Source organism: Bacteroides sp. GD17 (genome assembly GCF_038448625.1).
Taxonomy (GTDB): Bacteria; Bacteroidota; Bacteroidia; order Bacteroidales; family Bacteroidaceae; genus Bacteroides.
This window is the reverse complement of sequence record NZ_JBCEZS010000008.1, coordinates 198934-218650: the sequence shown is the minus strand read 5'-3', so window position 1 is coordinate 218650 and position 19717 is coordinate 198934. Positions and strand designations below refer to the sequence as shown.

At 40.4% G+C, this 19717-nt stretch carries 23 protein-coding genes; 9 read left to right on the top strand and 14 right to left on the bottom strand.

Features of this window, described 5'->3' with window-relative positions:
* Positions 1-96 precede the first annotated feature (96 nt).
* Together AAE250_RS14720 and AAE250_RS14715 are read right to left on the bottom strand one after the other, a co-directional pair.
* Positions 97-1500, bottom strand: a complete 1404-nt coding sequence (locus AAE250_RS14720) for a recombinase family protein (protein WP_342289143.1) — start codon at positions 1498-1500, stop codon at positions 97-99.
* A 346-nt stretch (positions 1501-1846) separates the two neighbouring features.
* Entirely contained in the window at positions 1847-2473 is a 627-nt protein-coding gene (locus AAE250_RS14715) for a recombinase family protein (RefSeq protein ID WP_342289142.1), read from the bottom strand.
* Positions 2474-2603: 130 nt separating this feature from the next.
* Between AAE250_RS14715 and AAE250_RS14710 the strand changes: the two genes are divergently transcribed.
* Positions 2604-2822 carry a hypothetical protein gene (locus AAE250_RS14710; protein WP_342289141.1) on the top strand — a complete coding sequence of 73 codons (219 nt, stop codon included), beginning with the start codon at positions 2604-2606 and terminating at the stop codon, positions 2820-2822.
* A gap of 2 nt (positions 2823-2824) precedes the next feature.
* Here the strand turns inward: AAE250_RS14710 and AAE250_RS14705 are convergent, their stop codons facing one another.
* Positions 2825-3043 (bottom strand): helix-turn-helix domain-containing protein, encoded by a 219-nt coding sequence (locus tag AAE250_RS14705; RefSeq protein WP_342289140.1) that lies wholly within the window; start codon positions 3041-3043, stop codon positions 2825-2827.
* Between the two features lie 104 nt (positions 3044-3147).
* Between AAE250_RS14705 and AAE250_RS14700 the strand changes: the two genes are divergently transcribed.
* Positions 3148-3702, top strand: coding sequence for a porin family protein (locus AAE250_RS14700; protein WP_342289139.1), 555 nt, complete (start codon positions 3148-3150; stop codon positions 3700-3702).
* 5 nt (positions 3703-3707) lie between these two features.
* Positions 3708-4724, top strand: coding sequence for a hypothetical protein (locus tag AAE250_RS14695; protein WP_342289138.1), 1017 nt, complete (start codon positions 3708-3710; stop codon positions 4722-4724).
* Positions 4725-4842: 118 nt separating this feature from the next.
* On the opposite strand, the gene AAE250_RS14690 is transcribed toward AAE250_RS14695, so the two are convergent.
* The 6 genes from AAE250_RS14690 to AAE250_RS14665 all read right to left on the bottom strand — a co-directional run bounded on the left by AAE250_RS14690 (position 4843) and on the right by AAE250_RS14665 (position 12012).
* Positions 4843-5583, bottom strand: a complete 741-nt coding sequence (locus tag AAE250_RS14690; RefSeq protein ID WP_342289137.1) for a hypothetical protein — start codon at positions 5581-5583, stop codon at positions 4843-4845.
* A 162-nt stretch (positions 5584-5745) separates the two neighbouring features.
* Positions 5746-6624 (bottom strand): hypothetical protein, encoded by an 879-nt coding sequence (locus AAE250_RS14685; protein ID WP_342289136.1) that lies wholly within the window; start codon positions 6622-6624, stop codon positions 5746-5748.
* Positions 6617-6808, bottom strand: coding sequence for a hypothetical protein (locus AAE250_RS14680; RefSeq protein WP_342289135.1), 192 nt, complete (start codon positions 6806-6808; stop codon positions 6617-6619). The genes AAE250_RS14685 and AAE250_RS14680 overlap by 8 nt, the downstream gene beginning before the upstream one ends.
* 840 nt (positions 6809-7648) lie before the next feature.
* Positions 7649-9898: a hypothetical protein gene (locus AAE250_RS14675; RefSeq protein WP_342289134.1), complete on the bottom strand. Its 2250-nt coding sequence runs from the start codon at positions 9896-9898 to the stop codon at positions 7649-7651.
* Positions 9899-9926: 28 nt separating this feature from the next.
* A complete protein-coding gene (locus AAE250_RS14670) occupies positions 9927-11015 on the bottom strand; it encodes a fimbrial protein (RefSeq protein WP_342289133.1) in 1089 nt (362 codons plus the stop codon).
* Positions 11016-11157: 142 nt separating this feature from the next.
* The gene (locus tag AAE250_RS14665) at positions 11158-12012 is read right to left on the bottom strand and encodes a helix-turn-helix domain-containing protein (RefSeq protein WP_342289132.1); all 855 of its coding nucleotides are present in this window, start codon (positions 12010-12012) and stop codon (positions 11158-11160) included.
* 277 nt (positions 12013-12289) lie between these two features.
* Here AAE250_RS14665 and AAE250_RS14660 point away from each other — a divergent pair, with 277 nt between their 5' ends.
* The 6 genes from AAE250_RS14660 to AAE250_RS14635 all read left to right on the top strand — a co-directional run bounded on the left by AAE250_RS14660 (position 12290) and on the right by AAE250_RS14635 (position 15416).
* Positions 12290-12619: an ArsR/SmtB family transcription factor gene (locus tag AAE250_RS14660; RefSeq protein ID WP_342289131.1), complete on the top strand. Its 330-nt coding sequence runs from the start codon at positions 12290-12292 to the stop codon at positions 12617-12619.
* Positions 12620-12689: 70 nt separating this feature from the next.
* Positions 12690-12920, top strand: coding sequence for a thioredoxin family protein (locus AAE250_RS14655; protein ID WP_342289130.1), 231 nt, complete (start codon positions 12690-12692; stop codon positions 12918-12920).
* 11 nt (positions 12921-12931) lie between these two features.
* Positions 12932-13336: a nitrophenyl compound nitroreductase subunit ArsF family protein gene (locus AAE250_RS14650; RefSeq protein WP_342289129.1), complete on the top strand. Its 405-nt coding sequence runs from the start codon at positions 12932-12934 to the stop codon at positions 13334-13336.
* A 7-nt stretch (positions 13337-13343) separates the two neighbouring features.
* Positions 13344-14054 carry an aromatic aminobenezylarsenical efflux permease ArsG family transporter gene (locus AAE250_RS14645; RefSeq protein ID WP_342289128.1) on the top strand — a complete coding sequence of 237 codons (711 nt, stop codon included), beginning with the start codon at positions 13344-13346 and terminating at the stop codon, positions 14052-14054.
* An 18-nt stretch (positions 14055-14072) separates the two neighbouring features.
* Positions 14073-15041 (top strand): permease, encoded by a 969-nt coding sequence (locus AAE250_RS14640; protein ID WP_342289127.1) that lies wholly within the window; start codon positions 14073-14075, stop codon positions 15039-15041.
* 120 nt (positions 15042-15161) lie between these two features.
* A complete protein-coding gene (locus AAE250_RS14635; protein ID WP_294601690.1) occupies positions 15162-15416 on the top strand; it encodes a hypothetical protein in 255 nt (84 codons plus the stop codon).
* Between the two features lie 166 nt (positions 15417-15582).
* On the opposite strand, the gene AAE250_RS14630 is transcribed toward AAE250_RS14635, so the two are convergent.
* Genes AAE250_RS14630 through AAE250_RS14610 form a run of 5 tightly spaced genes read right to left on the bottom strand, consistent with a single transcriptional unit; the run spans position 15583 to position 19646 of the window.
* Complete coding sequence (locus AAE250_RS14630) at positions 15583-16149, bottom strand: flavodoxin family protein (RefSeq protein WP_294601688.1); 567 nt, start codon at positions 16147-16149, stop codon at positions 15583-15585.
* Positions 16109-16834, bottom strand: coding sequence for a flavodoxin (locus AAE250_RS14625; protein ID WP_294601685.1), 726 nt, complete (start codon positions 16832-16834; stop codon positions 16109-16111). The genes AAE250_RS14630 and AAE250_RS14625 overlap by 41 nt, the downstream gene beginning before the upstream one ends.
* A gap of 10 nt (positions 16835-16844) precedes the next feature.
* On the bottom strand, positions 16845-17873 hold the full coding sequence (locus tag AAE250_RS14620) for an alpha/beta hydrolase (protein WP_294601700.1): 1029 nt from the start codon (positions 17871-17873) through the stop codon (positions 16845-16847).
* Between the two features lie 31 nt (positions 17874-17904).
* Positions 17905-18483 (bottom strand): sugar O-acetyltransferase, encoded by a 579-nt coding sequence (locus AAE250_RS14615; protein ID WP_294601683.1) that lies wholly within the window; start codon positions 18481-18483, stop codon positions 17905-17907.
* Between the two features lie 11 nt (positions 18484-18494).
* The gene (locus tag AAE250_RS14610) at positions 18495-19646 is read right to left on the bottom strand and encodes an NAD(P)-dependent alcohol dehydrogenase (protein ID WP_294601681.1); all 1152 of its coding nucleotides are present in this window, start codon (positions 19644-19646) and stop codon (positions 18495-18497) included.
* Positions 19647-19717 lie beyond the last annotated feature (71 nt).

Sequence of the window (19717 nt, the reverse complement as noted above, 5' to 3'; positions counted from 1 at the left end):
AGCTTTTAGAGCACTGTTCAGGGGCGTAAAGGATAAAGCATTCTTCTTGTACAGATTAACTAAGTTATATGCATAATAGGAAAATCCCTCAGGGTTTTACGTTGATCCGATTTTCTCGGGAAACATCGAACCAATGAGTTTACATTTGACTTCCACTGAGGCATTTCTAATATAGCTATCTATATTGTTAATCAAGTTAATAGAATAATCTAATTTAGGTTCGATATTTGTACGGTTCGGGTTGAGTATGATTTCTATCTTTTCATTAAGTAGAATTTCTTCTTTGGCGTATTTTTCAATCATTCGGGCATGGGTACTTTTATCAATATCGCCATCAATGAACTTATCATCAAGTTTTGAAATACGTTCTTTTGTCTTGGATAACTCTAGTTTGAGAAATTCCACTTCTTGTCTACTATTGCCATCGCGTTCTCTTTTTAATTCAACTAAGATTTCTTTATAAAGTTCTAATATAGCTTGATTGGGTTTTAGACTTGCCACGTATTTTGCGAACATTTCATTTGCTTCTTCTGCTCGGCAACGCAAATGTTTTGCATTGTGACTACAATTATAATATGTATACTTGCCACCATTACCAGAACTTGTTGCTCCAGTGAGCGGATAGCCACATACTGGACAGACAAGATATTTGCGGAGAAATAAATCTGGATGTATCTTTTTTGATAACTTGGGAGATTGTTTTCTGTTTCCATCAAGGATGTCTTGTACTTTATAGAATATCTCCTTGTCTATTATTGCCTCATGTAGTCCTTTGGTATAGTATGCTGGCTTTCCGTCATGTTCTGGTACTCTGACTTCACCAATATAGAAGTGGTTTCGCAGCATGTCAAACCATGAGTTCTTATTCACTTTGAAACCTATACGGTCATATCGCTTATGAATATAGGTTGGCGTCTCTACTCCTTTAGCTACGTCTGCGAAGACTTGACGGATGATTTTTGCCTCTTCTGGTACAATTTCTACGTATTTGTTATAGTCATCTATTTTTATATTTTTGTAGCCTCGTGGAGCTTTATTAGTGCATTTCCCTTGTTTTGCTGATTCATAGATGCCATCAATCGTTGCTTTGGAACGTTTATCGTTATCTACTTCTGCTTGGCTGATATAGACAGCAAGTAAAATCTTACTTTCGGATTGCTTCCAATCAATGTGTTCGTCACATGCGTTGACTTCTATTCCTAGTTTCTGGAAATATTCAATATTCTTGTATGCCTCTGGTGTATCTCGTGAATAGCGGTTCCAACGTAGAAATAATATAAGGTCTATTTCACCCTTATGTTGTTTGCAATATTTCATTATTTTATTTATTTCGGGGCGGTGTGCGAAATCTTTTGCAGAATAATCCTCTCGATATGGTTCACCAATGATGTTGTATTTATTTCTTTGGCAGTACTCTATTAATGTTTTTGCTTGGTAGTCTAAGCTACACCCTTTTGTTTGTTCATCGCTACTTACGCGACAGTAAATTATGACATTCATGACATTTTGAATTTAAGTTATTTATTCTCGTTTTCTAGTTGAAGTTTTGCTAACTGGTAGAGATAATCTCTGATTAGTTTTATATCCTCATCACTAAATCTTCTTTTATCTTTTTTTAGAATTTGCTTGCATTGTTCTAAGGTTATCATTAATTATGCAACATTATTTGCCATAATGGCTTATTCTTGCACATTCAACAACTCACAAGACAAGGAAATACCTAAGGCATGAATGTGCTTCTTGTCTCAACTTTATACTATGTATTAAAGATTTTCTCTTGGTGAGTATTCTCTGATTATTGCAAATATACGACTTCTGGGAAAAAATGCCGCTTGGATAATTTAAATTATGTTAAATTGTTTAATTTTCTCAAGGTATTGATACTTGTGTTGGTCAATTTTGAAACATTTCTCAGCGAGTAGCCCTTTTTAAGAAGTCTGATTTCTTCAGCATATTCTTCTTTCATCGCCTCATCGCTTTTCTTGAATCCCAGTTTTCTGCCAACAATTCCACCGTTTGCGCGAAAGTTCTTGTAACCGCTCTCTACGCGCTCCCTGATGGTTTTGCGTTCCATTCTTGCTATTTCTGCCAAAATAGTAATTAAGAATTGGCTCATAGCATTAATTTCACCATTTACCGTGAGTGTCTCAATGTTATAATTTTGAATGAAGAGGCTAATGCCCTTGCTGTTTAGGAGTTCAATTACTGCTAATACTTGTAAAGTATCTCTCCCAAGTCGGCTTAATTCTGTAACAAGTATCTTGTCTATTTGATTTGCTTCAATGTATTCTACCATACGAAGAAGTTCAACACGTTCCGAATTCTTTTTTGCACCAGAAACTTTTTCAGCAAAAGTAGCCTCAACTGTCCAGTTATTTATTGAAGCTACTGCCTGTAAGTCATTAATCTGACGCTCGTAGTCCTGTGAGCTATTGTTGCTTGAAACTCTTGCAAATATTACCACCTTTTTCATATCAGTACTTGTTTATGATGCAAAGTTAGTGATGTATATTAAATATAAATCACTTTTTGCGTTAAATGATGCTAGAAGTATGGCGAATATTAAATATTTGTCATTCCTTTGCAGCTAAAAACTGTGTGCAATGGAAAATAAACAAGAAAGAACAGTTGTTCATCTTGAGTTTGCTGGACAACATTACTACTTTGGTTCCTTGTCAGCTATATATACAAAGTTTACGGCAGAGGAGTTGTCGGTTGCTCTTGGCACTCTGCGAAATTATGGTGTGAAAGAGGGTAGGCCATATCAGAATGCACGATGTGTGATTAGAAAGGGCGTGCTTATAACGATGCCCAAGAAATAAAGCTACTCTACATCAACAAGCTCTTTCAACTTCACTCCTAGAGCAAGGCTTATTTTATAGGCATTCTTGAGTGTTAAGTTCGTGCGCCCAGCTTCGATTCTCGACATATTAGCCTTTTCAAAATTGCACTTGGCTGCAAGGTCTTGCTGACTTATCCCCTTTAACGTCCTTATTTCCTTGATTTTGTCTCCGATTTTTAGAAATAATTGCTGCTCATTCATTTTTTTCTTGAGTTATCATTTGTGATAACAAAGAAAAGCGCATATCTTTGCAAGGTGGTTATCATATATGACAACCATTAAGTTATAACTAATATTTTTATAAAATGAAGAAATTATTTGTATTAATGAGCTTTATTGCTCTTGGAATGGGTTCTGCGTTCGCTCAAAAAGGCGAAAAGGCAGTAGGTGTTAACCTTGGTTATGGAACAGAGATTAGCAATCTCGGTATCGGTGCTAAATTTCAGTATGGAATAACGGACGCTATTCGTACTGAGGCTGCTTTTAATTACTTTCTTAAAAAAGATGGTGCCACCATGTGGGATATTAATGTCAATGCGCATTATCTTTTCCCTGTCGCTGACAAATTTAATGTTTATCCTTTAGTGGGTTTGACTTATGCTAATTGTAAGGTTGGTGGCTGGTCTTATGAAGGCCTGACAGCAAAAGAAATCCAAGAGCTCATAGATGCAGGGATAATAGAAGATGCTTCCGAAATGACTGGATCATCTGGAAGTGAGGGGCGATTTGGAGTAAATTTAGGTGCTGGTGTTCAGTATGACCTTTCAAGTAAACTTGCCATAAACTTTGAAGTTAAATATCAGTTGATAAAAGATTTCAATCAAGCGGTTTTTGGAGTTGGAATTGCTTATAAATTTTAATTGACATGAAAACGTATCTATATTCTGTGCTCATAGCCTTATTTGCTGTATCTGTTTTTGTTGGCTGTTCTGACGATACAGATGATAATGCGAGTGGTAATGAAGATGGCGAATTGAAGATTAATGGTGAAACATATACTTGTAAAGCTGCTAATTTTACAGGAAATAGTATAACAAGTAGTGCTATTGATGATGTTGAGGAGAAAATTAGGAGTATAAAATTCATGAAAAGTCTTCATCGCAAAGGAGAAGAATCATTAATATTGGGAAACTATGATGTCCATTTTGAATTCTCACGAATAAATTTTGATGAGATTAGCAAAGGAGATGAGTTGACAATAATATCTGGACTTGTTTTTTCTTCTGATGAAGCCATTATTGACTATTTAGAAGGTACTGTTAAAAGTGGCAATATTACATTTGTAAGTTTATCGTCTGACCAAACTTTGGTTCGTTTATCATTTAATAATGTTCAACTGGAGGTTTATGATAGGGAAAATTCATCATCGGCAACCTTTGTGCTTGATGGTTCTGTTGCATACAGAAGGAATGATATAATGACGAAACCAGAATATCCTTATGCAGATATTAGTATAAATTCTCAAAAATCAGCGATGGAAGTTGCAGGATTATGGGCTATATCGCAGAAACCATACGAGGATAAACTTATAACTTCTGCATTTACTTTCAATGATGCTGGCAAAGATGTCGATTTCTATATACAACTAGGTAATAAATATGGAGATGATTTCAGTAGCCAGTTGCATAATATGGTTGGCATCAACCTTGCTAGTTCCCAGTATGCTACTATTATAGACCGATATAGGGATAATATGGCTAATGCTAGTAATTGCTATGTGAGTGGACAAATTCTCATAACAGAAATTCAAAAAGAATCGTTTCTGTTTATGTACCCCAATATAAGTTTTGACTTTCAAGATTTGGTTATTACTATTAATGCTAAGAAGTACACCATAAATGGAAAATCAAAGGTTGTATATGAGTATCATAACTATTATTAAAATAATCTTTTAGATTAAACTAACACATAAAAGAGTGTATCAAACAGTCTTATATTAGATTAAATTGATACACTCTTTATTGTAATACAAAACGCATGAACAATGCGTAATTTACGCACTATTTTTTAAGCCAGTTTCTAATAGTTCCTTCTGTAACTTCTAACCTTTTGGCAATGGAACGGTTACTCATTCCTTCACTGTGTAGTTGCATTACATATCTTTTCATGTTATCTTTAGAAGAGTTCCAAAATGCCTCATCTCTGGAATATTTCTCTTCTAATTGTTTTATTGTAGGAGTGACTTTCTTGTTATTAATAATATAATATACTTTCGTTTCCGTTTTGCACCCCTTTTCAAAAATGAACCAGGCATAATCTTTCATGTTTTTATTTTTAAATGTCTCGAAATCTCCATCTCTAGCTATATCTATTTTTCTTGTAAAGAGATAAACTCTAGCAGGAGGATTGTAATAAAATTTTATTAAGTACCAGAAGGGGAAAAGCATGGCGACTTTAAATTTAGTAATCTCCAGTGCTCTTTCTAACATAGGAATAGCGAGACGGTAAGGTGGATTGGTGACTATATCGGCATCCAAGCCAGAAAAGAAATCGTTATCTTTTAGAAAATCTAGACCTCCATTTCCATAACCATGAAAATTCTTATCGGATGAAATAACATGATAATTATGTAATTCTAATACTTTTGATATGTGCCCTTGACCGCAGCATGGTTCTAAAATGCAACTATAAAACTTCTCTCTCTCTAACAGCGCTTCTACAGCAGCTGGGCTTGTTGCGTACATATCTTCTTGATGACGATTCTCGTTACTTCTAACGGCTTTCTGTACTGGTAAACTCATTCTCTCTAATAATTAGTTGCCCAAAAATAACAAATAAATAGTTTCTATCAAAGATTGAATTGCATTTCTTTTTTTGAACACTATTTAAGCACAAATTGCGCAATATTAATATTGATTACTAGGCGTTTACCTTTACCGACATAGGTTTCCCAGGGGTGGTTGTTATAACCCCATAATGTCTGCCCAATTCAAAGTTTTTCCATCTTTTTCAAATTTGATGAGGCTGTCCAGTGTATCACGGAATAGTCTCAACAAGAATTTTCTATCAACCAAGGAATAGAACGAAAGTTCATGTCTGGTACGCTCCATGTAATCCTTTATCTCCTCATTATTAAGATGAACTTCTAGGCGGTATAACTTAGATGGATTAAAATAATGGTCGTCTATGTATTTCTTATCTGAACTATTGGTTATTTCCGCTTTCTTATCGTAAGCGATAAGACTACTCCCCCTGCTTTTATCTTTGATGGCTTTTTTCTGCTTAATATTAACAGTTAGGTATTTATCTCTATCCATATTGCCGCTAAAAGTATATGTGATTTCGGGGCGGTCTTGTTTACGGTTGGTGATTCTCTTGCCGTTCAACAAAGTAGTTATTTGTGAATTTCGGATAAGTCGTCGTATTTGTCGAGCTATATTTGTGGACATGTCAAGACACAAATCTAAAGCGGTTATATTATGTAATCCCAGCCCAAGATTACTTGCTATAAAATCCAGATAATATATTTCATCTGTATATAGTACCCTATTGGAAATACTAATCCACGCCTTACCGCATCCATTTATATGGAGATTACTTTCTTCTTTGTCAGAGTTGATTCCCAACCGTAGTTCGCCAAATAGCTTATCTTCCCCCAAATCATCATAGCGTATCTCATACACAAATTTGAAATGTCTACCCTCTATCCGTCGCAAATAAAAGTACATAAAGTCTATTTCTTCTCCTACTTCTTTGGCTTTAAGAAGGTCAATATTATATGGCTCTACGATTTCATAGCAGAGTCGCAAGGCGTCTAGATTAAAACCAAATATCTTATTCATTCTCATCATTTTTATTTTCGCTATTATTAGGTTTATCTGGCACTTGTTTCCAGTAGTTCTTAAGTCCAGTTGAGATTGATTGTGCATGTGTAGCACTTTTGGTCCTTCCTCTTAAAGATTGACTAATTTTCTGTCTGGTCGCATCAGACAATTGGCGATACTGCCTTTTGTAGTTGTTTTCCATTGTTTCAATTCTTATTTTATATATAAATATGTAGTTTGGTAAGAAAGTAAAGACTAATAAGTAGAATTCTACAGAAAATTGGCCAAAAAAATTTTATTCGCAGACCCGTTAGTCGAGATTAGCCACACCTACCAAAAGCTAGTATTCTAAGAGCCAAGATACGGTGCTGTTCTCTACCTGTCAGCTAGATAGAGAGCAAAAACTAATTCAATCTAATTTCAATATACTATTTACGGTACTTGCTTTTTCTATTAAAATGTCCTACCCTTGTCGATGCAATGGCTAGTGATTACGGTATTTTATCCCAATATTAGGGGCTTAGCTTTTTAGTGGTATCAATTCACGTAGTTCCCAAATCAAGTCCAAATCACGTAGAAACTGGTTCGAAAACAGAACGGCTAAGGGTACAAAAAAAGCCTCTTAATCATTTGATTTTGAGGTTTTTTTGTTTTGTTGGGTAGCCAAAGGGTAGCCGTTGTGTGTTAGTCAAAAGGCTGTTGCTTTTATCAATCTATTCTTTTTGTAATTCTTTAATGGTTTTCTCTTATTCCTGCATATTGGTTTTCTGTTTATGTTCGCCATGCTGTCCTTTTAGTGGATAGGGCATTAACTTCCTCTGCCCTTACTCTAGCATTATTCATGGCAGAAGTAAAAAGGAATCATTCTGATCAAAAATTAATGGTCAGTTGGGAAAAAATATTCAGGAGTATCCATCTTCCCCTTTAGCCTGCGATGAATAATGCAGGCTAAAATTGACTCTACGGTGGAAAGTATAGCTTATCTACAGTCCCTAAACAGAAGTAATAGCTCGAACTATATTTAGGCTAATGAAAAAGGATTTTATTTATATCTCCCTTCACTGCCATTCCCGTAAATGACCTGTTCTACTATCCAAGCCCACGTATTAGCCATAAGAATATCAAGGTTCGAAGTAACATTGCCGCTATTATTACTTATCTGATTTGTCATGAACAATTGGGAATCCCCATGAAAAACAATTCTGTCAGATTTATTGATACCGAAAAACATATAATCCGTATAGCCGGCCTTATTACTCACTATAAGGGGCGTAACAGAAGGAGAATACGATGGAAGGTATCCTGCAATATTATCAGCACGGCTAAATTGCGCGTTTTCAGCTACCCTACCGAATGGCCCGTTAAAGAACTCTTCATTTTCGGATGATTCTATTGCCCGCGCATACGATGAGGTTATGGTTGCTACGTCCGAAAATGCCCAAATCCCGTTGCTGGCAATTTGGGGCTTCTCTCTCAACTGTTTATTGCTTGATTCCGAGTCGGTTCCCACAATAAGAACACGGTAAGGATTAGCTTCTATCCATGCAATAAGAAGATCGGCTACGGCAGACGAGATATTTACTCCATGCGGGAGATATATCACATCTTGCGAACCAAAAATCCGATTGAGCACCGACAGGTTTTCACTGGCCGAAGTACCCACATAACCCACCGTATTAGGTATACGGGTAAAGGACGAACCGCCTATTCGGATAGTTCCATTGGTTCCGAACTGCTTATCAAGAATTTTCCTCATAGCCAATCCGCTTGCTCCCGGGTCTACCATGTCCACCCCAAGATCTCCTATGCCTTCCACCGTAAGAATATGCAGATAACGGTTTGAATACATAGCTGAATTATCCTGGCTTACAGCAATATCTACTTTCCACTGGCCGGCAGTAATCCGTAGAGTATCGGTAATAATATTACCCAAATGGTTATCTTTCCGAGTACGAAATACCAGATGTGTTACATGTTCCTTATCGGTTGCCTCGCGTACAATCCGCACATCAAAGGTGTCGTTACTGATAGCTCTATCATACTCAGACGTAGCATCACCTACGGGAACACCGTTTTTTAACCATTGAATCTGATAGATATAGGTAGATTCCACATCGATTCTGTGCTCACGGTTACGCACATAACGCAACGAAATCTCGCGGGAGGAAACTCCGAATCGATCGTCACCTAAATACATTTCCGACGAAAAATCCTCCCACGGTTGCACGTCTACGATAATCGATGACGACAGGTTGTCGGCTGCTTCTCCCGGTGTAGGCCACCCTTCACGCGAAACATTCTTTATCTTAAAAATGTATCTGTGATTACGCAGTACCTGCCCGAACGGATGCCCGGCAATACCCGAATTAAAATCGGCCCGGTAATATGTTACCGGGTTATCGGAACCACCGAAACGACCACCGATAACAATAGTAGTAGCCTCTTTTACTTTTTCGGTATTGGTTATCACTTCAGACGATTCAGGGAGGTAGAGTTGAACAATCGATTCCGCCCCTCCTGGAACCATCTTCATTACCGGTGCTTGTAATGCCGCCGCCTGTGTGGGAATAGACGGTTTGCTTACTTTAGGCGAAGAACCTCCCTCCAGTTGGTTGGGAATTAATTGTATTCGGTTGTTGCTTCTGAAAGCATACACTTCTTCCAGTATAAATTCAGGCGCATCGGGATTTAAGTTCTTTACAACATCTATCCGGGCAACCGATCGAAGGGCTGTAACAGGAAGCATATATGTTTCGGAACTATTTATCCCGTTGGATAAATACAGTTCTCCATACATGGGTAAACTACCTTGCAATCCCTCTGAAGTAAACAATTCGTTCAAAAGATCCCGTCCCTCCGCTTCTGTCATACCCGTTTCGGGTGCGTTATTAGTAAAAGCATCATTCGCGTTGGCCAGCATTATCAATTTCACAGGGACGTCAGTTGTCGCCAGCAGTACCTTAAACTGGGTTTGTCCAACGGAGGAGGCGATTTCTGTTGCATTTACATGGTAGCTGAATTTATACTCTTCATCCGATTTTTCGAATACCAGAATTTTCACCTCCGAGATATGGGTTTCGTTCGGGCTTTGTGCCCTCGCACCCGGCAATAAAGGTTGGGGGGTATTGATATTAAGCGTAACCAACGCTTCACCCGTCCCTGGATTTACTATACCGGGGTTTGTAAAATCAAGATTGCTGGTGCACGCAGAAAAAAGCAAGACAATCAGCAATAGCGTACCCCATAAATGAGACCGTTTCTCTGCTTTTAGTATATTTATTCGCTTTTTCATTGTTATATGTTTCACAGCTTTATTTTCCTTACCATTCCACTTCCTGGATAAGTTCGGCTTCCCAGTTGGCAACCTCTACTTCTACGTCCATCGATACCTCTTCGTTAGGAACGTTGGGATTTTCACTACTGTTACCGATTTTTTTAAGTGTTACGTTGAGCGTATAAATCTTATTTCGTGTAATCCATGTTCCGTCTGTAGTGCTGCTGCCAACACCTTGCTGCTGGTTAATATAAAAAGGGAAATATATCTCTTTACCTTTATAATTTCCGTACAGGTTGAGCAACGTAGCATTGTTGTTGGTATTATCGTTCGGGAATACATAGAAATACACTTCAGGATTCAACTTTGTTCCTGCCGAATATCCATTGGGCAAACTATAAAATTCATTCAGATAATCTACTTGTAAACTTTCAGAGCCCGCAGGTTGAACGCCACCTACATAATTGAAACCGCTTGATCTTACTACCCCCAGTGCATCGTACTTATCGCGCGCTTTCTGTATACTTACCCCTTTTAATTTGAAATCGTCAATTGACAATCCCCCATCAGGAGTTACCGTCAGCGATCCGAGCCTCACTTTCGAGGTAAGCCTGCGGACTGTTACCGGAACGTTCACTATTCCCTCTGTACTAAGGGTTATAGGATCTTCCGTTTTACCACTCATAAAAAGACCATCGGTTTGGAAATCCTTCGGAACCTGTGTACTAAGGTCGATCATAGTAGATGCTTTCTCAAAATCATCATAACTTATTATCGAAGGAAATCCTTGCGGCTGGTTTACAAGTACCACTACTTTTTTTTGAGAAGCAACGCCCAGACCCGAGATTTGTCCTTCAAGCCCATCGGTAAACGTCTCACGGGCTTCGAGTACACCCGTAGAGTTATTGAATACATACACTGTAAAAGTGTGTACCGTTTTTTCGTCGTCCGACGACGGATTACCGATAGCACGCGCAGATGTAGAGGCCCCCTCTCCTTTTATAGAAATCTGCATGGAAGCTTTTCTCTCACTCGGACTGGAACCATCCGATATTATTTCTTCCTTACTACATCTGGCAGCAAGGACACCAAAGGCTACAAACCCCATTAAAAGCACATTTTTCATCTTTTTCATTTTACTTTTCAGTTAAATTTTTTACAACCTCTACATCCTGGTGGATAAGCGTTTGCAAAGATAAAGATGCCATTCCCGTTCTTTTTATGTCTCGGGACCCGCGTTTTTATTGAGGAGCTACTTTTAGTTTTTCAGAGTTCATTCATTCAATATTCAGTCGTATCTTACCGGGCGGAATACCAAATTTTTGCTTGCAGAAGCTACTAAATGCCGAAACTGAAGAGAAATCATGTTTGTAGGCTAATTCCTTAATACTCAATGGCGAATTGTTTAAATCCTGAAACACGCGAGTAGCTTTCTGTTGGCTCATCCATTCCGAGGCCGAAGTACCGAATACCTTCTGAAACTGCTTTTTAAAACCCGACAAGCTGTAATTCGAAAGGTCGGCCAGTTCCTGTACCGTTTTAACGTTGCGGTAACTACGGTACATTAGATTCATAAACTGGGCATCCTTACCCAGCATAGGGCAAAAAAAGCTGGCAAGCTGTTCCTTGATGTAGTAGGCACGGAGCATGAAAAAGAGTTCCTTCATTTTTGTATTAAAATAATAGGTACAGTGCAAGCCGTCTTCCACACACTTTACAAACAACTCTATAAATTTATTGATGCGATCGTTCATATCCAGCATATAAAAATCACCGGAGTCACATTCAGTCTCTTTATGCAACCGTTCCAGCGACATGCATTCGCACAACTGTACCACATCGCGCAGGCGGCATATAATAAAATGTACGTCTTCGATAACTTCGGCTACAATGTGGCTGCCCGGAGGAAAAAGCATCATCTTTCCTTCCGTGATTTCTTTATTTACTAATTTTCCATACGATAATTTAAACCTTCCTTTAATAAGGAAGACTATTTCCGTATCTATAAGGTTACGCTCAAGAATGAACCCGGCCGGACGATTAAGTATTTCAAGCCGTGCATTCTGCTCTTTTTCATAATTATAACAGGAAAAATGTTCCTGCTGATATAATAACCGTGATTTTTTATTCATCTTCAATCTAGTCTATCTATATAACAAAAAACACCCCAAAAAGTTATAAACCGGCTGTTGACTCTTGACTGGCTGAAATAAAAAGGCTATGAATTATTCGTTTTGACACAGCTTCTCTCTGCTAATAAGATAAGAGATAAATTATTTCTTAAAAATCCAATACTTCTTATAAGAGAAGCTTTAATTTTATGTTTTAGAAAATCTGCTTATAGAAAAAACTCTTAAATTCTTTTGTGTTATATTGATTGTTCGTATATTTGCGAACAATATTCAAGATATGGAAGAAAAGAAAGACTATACAGCTATACAGGAACAGTTGGCGCGATTTGCAAAAGCGTTGGGACATCCCGCTCGAATTGCCATTATGCACTTTTTGGCAAAGCAAGAAAGTTGTTATTTTGGTGATATTCACGAAGAACTTCCCATTGCCAAAGCGACAGTATCTCAACATCTGAAAGAACTAAAAGATGCAGGACTTATACAAGGTGAAGTAGAAACGCCCAAGGTGAAATATTGTATCAATCGTGAAAACTGGAAGCTGGCTCGTGAACTCTTTAAGGAGTTCTTTGGCCAGAGTATATGTAAATCGGGGGAATGCTGTGAGTAGCAGCCCCTTTTTTTGAGATGGATGTTCGTTGTTTTGCGAATTGCGTTTAACTAAATAAGATAATAGAATTATGGAAATTAAAGTTTTAGGCACAGGTTGTGCAAGTTGTAAAGCATTGTATCAGACAGTAGAGCAAACGGTCAAAGAATTAGGTTTGACTGCTGAAATCATCAAAGAAGAAGATTTGATGAAGATAATGGAATATAATGTAATGACGCTTCCGGCTCTTGTTGTGGACGGGAAAGTAGTAGCAAAAGGAAAAATATCAGCACAAGAAATAAAAGCAATACTAACCAAATAAAAGATATAACGATGAAACGGTTTTTATTCTTTTCCCTAATTTGTTTGTTTTCTGTTTTAGGGATAGCGCAAACTCAAACGGATAAGTATGTGGAAGTTCTTTATTTCCATGGCAAACAGCGTTGTGTGACTTGTAAAGCTATTGAAAAGTACACTAAAGAGGTCGTTTATACAGATTTTGCAGAATTGGTAAAGAGTGGAAAAGTACGTTTTAAGGAAGTGGATATTTCCACTCCCGAAGGTGAAAAGGTGGCGAATAAGTATCGTGTGAGCTGGTCTTCTCTTTACGTAAATGGGTGGAAGAATGGCAAGGAAGAACGTAACGATATGACACAATTCAGTTTCCAGAATGCAAGAAATAAAACAGACCTGTTTAAGAAAGAGGTGAAAAAGAAAATAAATCAGCTACTTAAATAACCGCTTTATGGAACATTTACAAACCTTGCTGGATAACAGCGAAATACCTGTTATCACAGCATTTCTGCTGGGTTTGCTGACTGCTCTAAGCCCTTGCCCGTTGGCTACTAATATCACAGCTATCGGATTTATCAGTAAAGATATAGACAATCGTAAGCAAATCTTTAAGAACGGTATATTATACACACTAGGGCGTGTGTTGGCTTATTCTGTTTTGGGAGCAATACTTATAATGGTACTCCGAAAAGGTGCGGATATGTTTTCTATCCAAAAAGGAATTAGTCAGTGGGGAGAATTATTGCTTGCTCCTGCTTTAATTTTGATAGGGTTGTTTATGCTGTTTGGGGCTAGGTTCCATCTTCCCAAATTTGGCTTTTCTGTTACAGAAAAAACAGAGAAGATAAAGGGGGGCTGGGGTAGTTTATTATTGGGGATACTGTTTGCTATGGCATTTTGCCCTACCAGTGGATTATTCTATTTCGGTATGCTCATTCCCATGTCTGCTCTTGAAAGTGAAGGATATCTGCTACCTGTGCTTTTTGCTTTGGCAACGGGGCTTCCAGTTGCACTTGTTGCTTGGATTTTGGCTTATAGTGTTGCAGGGATAGGTAAGTTCTACAATAGAGTACAAACCTTTCAGAAGTGGTTTAATCGTATGGTAGCGATGCTGTTTATTTTGATAGGCGTTTATTATGGATTTCTTATTTTGTTCGTATAATTAAAGCAATAATTGGATATGATACAGAGATTTGCAGACTGGTTGGTATATGATATCTTTGGTTTGGATGCGTCCACAGCTTTAGGAGAAGCTATAAATTTTTTCTTCTATGATACGATAAAGATTTTGATACTGCTATTCTTTATCAGTGTGATAATGGGTATTATAAACGCTTATTTCCCGATAGAGCGTTTACGTAATTACTTAACTTCTCGCAAGTTATACGGGTTACAATATTTCTTTGCTGCTCTATTCGGAGCTATTACTCCATTTTGTTCCTGCTCATCCATACCTTTGTTTATTGGGTTTGTGAAAGGCGGCATTCCTTTGGGAGTTACTTTTGCTTACTTGATAACTTCTCCTTTGGTGAATGAAGTTGCTGTTGCGATGTTTATAGGAACTTTTGGGGTACGTATCACAGTCATATATGTGATTAGCGGCATTTTGTTGGGCATGATAGGTGGATTTATTTTAGGCAAAATGAAGCTAGAGCCTTATTTGAGTGACTGGGTGAAGCAGATACAGCAGCATTCGTCATCCGATTCGGATGCGTGGAAAAAAGAAAAGACTCCCTTTATCAAACGTTTACCGATAATCATTCAAGAGGCATGGGGTATCGTTAAAGGGGTACTTTTGTATATCATTATAGGTATCGGTATAGGGGCATTCATGCATGGTTATGTACCGGAAGGATTTTTCGAGCAATATATGTCTAAGAATAATTGGTTTGCTGTTCCTCTTTCCGTTGTTTTAGCTGTACCAATGTATGCCAATGCTGCCGGAATAGTTCCCATTATTGAAGTATTTGTGGCAAAAGGTATTCCTATTGGAACGGCCATTGCCTTCATGATGGCAGTTGTGGGTTTATCATTGCCCGAAGCTACATTGCTGAAGAAAGTAATGACCTGGAAGTTGATTGGAATTTTCTTCGGCTTGATAACGCTATTTATCATCATATTAGGTTACTTGTATAATGTTATCTTGTGATAAATATAGATAGAGCAGCAGAATTTGTCAGTATAAGTCAAATCAATCTGTAATAATGGTAAAAGTAACCGTAATATATCTATCAGCCATCCCGCCGACGTCCTGGAAAAACACAAAATCGTGTGTGACGCTTACGAATATATCGTCGGACTCGTCAAATACCTGAACGGGACGCGCGAGGGCAACGATACCCGTCTGCGCGAGACCGACGCCAAACTGGACGCTGTTATCAAAAGGCTGGAGATTCGGATGAAGACAGCCGGGGAACCGGCATTCCCGGTCCGTCCCAAGCGGCTCAAGGATGTCCCGGCATTCGTATTCAAAAACGTGTCGTTATACTGCTGCGGCGGGCGTACCGTTTTCTATTCTCCATAACATCCTGTAAATAGAATGCTTTTGCATCGGAGAGCAACTCAAATAATTCTTCTGCTACATCCTATTCCGTAACAAAATGCCGCAAATGTTGCTTCCCTTCAAAAAAAGAGAAGACTTTTTGATTTGTTCTTTCATGTAAATTTACTTGTTATGAATTTATATTTATCTATTTCAGTCGTTTCAGCAGCCACGCGATATTCTGTCCGAGATTCTTCATGTTGGCGACGCCTTCTTCGTCTTTCATGACTTCGCCGGGCAGACGTCCGTAAGCGATGTTCCAATAGGTGGAACCCGCAACATACATTTCTTTGTTGAGAAAGAAATGGTTGATGGTGTCGATGGTATTCATGGCTCCGGCTCTTCGGGCAACGGCTACCGCACCGCCTATTTTGTGCCGGAACATTCCCGGATTGGTATCGTTGACCACGCTGGCACGCTCGATGACTGCTTTTAACGTAGATGAAACGTCTGCCGAATAGCTCGAAGAACCGAGGATGATGGCATCTGCTTCGGTCATTTTCTTATAAAGCTCCTGAAAAATATCATTGCCGAACACACAATTTTTCTTTCCGGCACACCCGAAACAGGCTTTGCAGGGGCTTATCGTATGCCCTGCCAACTGTATGTGTTCCGTCTCGTAACCTTCCTTTTCCAGCTCGCCCAATACAAGATTCAGCATATCCGCCGTATTGCTATCCTTGCGTGAACTGCCATTGATTGCCAATACTTTCATTTTTCCGCGCCATCGAGAGGTCGAATACCCCTGCATTCATATCATTATTAAAATTCAGATTCATACTTTCAATCCAATTTGTAATTGTTTCTTCTGATTCGTTTCCGCTGAATCGCCGCCCTTGTTTCCATTCGGCTCCGGTCGCCAGACGATGCAGGTCGGTATCGCTCGATCCGATGCCGCTGGAGTGCGAAGTGCAAAACGGAATGATGGTCTTGCCCGTGAGATCATGGCTTTCGAGGAAGGTGAAAATGACTTTCGGAGCTTTGCCCCACCAGATGGGATAACCGATGAAAATCACATCGTAGCCGGCAAGGTTCTCGCATTTGCCCTTGATGGCAGGGCGTGCCGACGGGTCGTTTTGCTCTCGGTTGGCACGGGATGATGAATTGTTGTAATTCAAGTCCTCGGACGTGTAAGCCACTTCGGGCACGATGCGCCAAGTCGCTGCATCTGTAGCCTCGACAATCCGGTCGGCAATGCCTTTGGTCGCGTTCGTGCAGGAGAAATAGACCACCAATGCCTGTCCACCCGTAGGTTGCGGATCAGGGTTTGGATCGGGCTTCGGCTCCGGGTCGGGCGTGGGCGTAGGTTCTTCAGTCTTTACAGGTTCATCTGTAGGGCTGCAAGCATTGGTTGTCAATAGCAGCCCCGGTAAGAATATAGATAATAACCACATCTTCATTGTCTTGTTGTTATTTGAGATTGTTTTGAAAAAATGCTTCCATTTTGTCGAATGGAATGACGGCCAAATTGTCGTAAAGGTCAGTATGGCTTGCACCTGGAATAATCATCAGCTCCTTGTTGTCACCTTTCAACTTCTTGAACGCATCTTCGCCGAAGTAACGGGAGTGTGCCTTTTCGCCGTGAATGACAAGTACGGCATTTTCTATTTCGTCCGCACGGCTCATAAGCGGGAAATTGATAAACGGAATGGCCTCCGTTGCATTTCGTCCCTGATTGGAGTTTAGTGAGCGGGGATGATAGCCGCGCGAAGTCTTGTAATAGGCGTGGTAGTCCTTGAAGAACTGCGGAGCATCGGCAGGCAATTCATCGGGAACGCCACCACCCGGTTTCGGAGAACCGTTGCGGAAATCCTCGGTACGTTGTGTGGCAAGTGATTTACGGAGCGCATTGCGTGCTTCAGCATTGTCGTTCGCATCGAAATAACCGTTGGCATTTACGCGGCTCATGTCATACATCGTGGAGGCAACAGCCGCTTTGATACGCGGGTCGGCTGCCGCGGCATTGATGGCCAATCCACCCCAGCCGCAAATACCGATAATGCCGATCCGTTCTGAATCGACTTTGTCGTTGGTAGCAAGGAAATCGACCGCCGCCGAAAAATCCTCGGTATTGATGTCGGGTGATACCACGTAACGGGGTTCGCCGCCACTCTCTCCGGTGTAGGAAGGGTCAAAAGCGATAGTCAGAAAACCGCGCTCGGCCATTGTCTGTGCATAAAGCCCGGCGGCCTGCTCCTTGACAGCTCCGAAGGGGCCGCAGACGGCGATAGCGGGCAGTTTGCCGGTTGTATTCTTCGGTATATACATATCAGCCGCCAGCGTGATGCCATAACGGTTGGTAAATGTTACTTTACTGTGGTTTACTTTGTCGCTTTTGGGAAACGTCTTGTCCCACTCGTCGGTTAAATTCAGATTTTCCATATTCTTTTCGTTATTCAAATTATTTGTTCTTTTGCAAGCCGTTCCTGTGATAATCATAACACATATCACGAAGAACGCGGTTAATTTTCTATTCATAATCTGTAGTGTTTATTCTTCTTAATGTTTTTGCAGGCACACCTGCGACAATGGTATTGTCGGGCACATCTTTCGTTACTACAGCACCTGCTGCAATGATAGCGTTTTCGCCGACAGTAACTCCCGGCAGAATAATTGCACCTGCGCCAATCCATGCCTTGCGGCGGATAACCACTGGCTCGGTTTGCAGCGTATGGCGGATTTCGGGCTGTTCGGGATGTGCTTCCGTGAGGATTTTGGATTCTGGCCCGATGAATACACCGTCTTCGAGCGTGATGCCGCCTTGGTCCAGAAATGTGCAGCCGAAGTTGATGAATACCTCTTTGCCTACGCGTGTCGTTTTCCCGAAAGCCGTATAGAACGGCGGGAACATACGCACGGAGGCATCCAACGGCTGTCCCCAGATGCGTTCGAGCAATGCTCGCACTTCATCCGGCGAATGATAACCCGTGTTTAGTTCAGCAATGAGTCTTCGTGTGTTCTCTATCTCTTCGCACAAACGGGGAAAGTAGGAGTCTGTTTCCGAAATCCGCTTTCCGCTCCGCATTCTTTCTATAATGTCGTTGTTCATCGTCATGCCTCCTATTTAATCGTACTCATGTCGATTACATAGCGGAACTTGACTTTCCCGTCCTGAACATTGCGATATGCCTTGTCTATTTCGGAGGCATCGGCTTTGATGATTTCCACTTCGGGATAGATATTATGCTCCACCGAATAATCGAGCATCTCCTGCGTTTCTTTGATTCCGCCAATCAGCGAACCATAAACTTTGCGGTTGGCGGCTCCACCCATAGCTAAATCCGCTGCATTGATCATTGCAGTTTCCGGCAGTCCGACTATTGTCATTTCGCCTTTCCCGTATTTCAGCATTCGGGCATAAACAAGCGGACTGTATTCGGAAGGAATCGTGCTGATGATAAAATCGAAAGCGTTGCTGTGCCCTTTCATTTCTTCCGCTTTATTCACGTTCACGTAATGTTTCGCACCCATGCGGAAAGCATCGGCACGCTTCTCGTCGGTGATGTCGAAAACGGTAACATCTGCACCGAGAGCGACCAAATACTGCACGGCCATGTGTCCCAGACCGCCATACCCGGCAACCGCTACCTTATCGCCTTTCTTGACATTGCTGAAATGGATAGGCGACCAAGTCGTTACACCTGCACATAAAAGCGGAGCGACTCGCTTCAAGTCAGCGTTTGCAGGTATCTTGATAGCAAAGTCCTCGCTTACCACAATATTGTCGGAATAGCCGCCCATTGTCGGTTCATTGTCGTGGTAACGGTCAATGCTGTTGTAGGTGAATGTTGTACCATTCTCGCAAAACTGTTCTTTGTCCATCTCGCAGAACGTGCAATGTCCACAAGCATTTACCATGCAGCCCACACCGGCATAATCACCCGCCTTGAACTTCGTTACATTTTTGCCTACCTTCACCACCCGTCCGGCAATTTCATGTCCCGGCACCATCGGATATATGCCGTTAATCCCGTGTGCCGTATGTTCGTCCCATGCGGCGTGCAAGTCGCTGTGGCAAATGCCCGCATAAAGCGTTTCGATTAAAATGTCGTTATCGCCGATAGCATGACGGGTAAATTCGTAAGGATGGAAGGTGCCCGTAGCTGAAAAAACGGCAAATCCTTTTGCAGGAACACGTTCGGCTTGGTTTTGTGCGACGGCCGAAGCAAAGAAAGCCAAGGTCGTCATGGTTGTAATTACTATCCGTTTCATAAATTACTGATTTTGAATTGCTATTTTTTGTACGATGCAAAATTAGGACGTTCTGTCATGTGACACGGTAC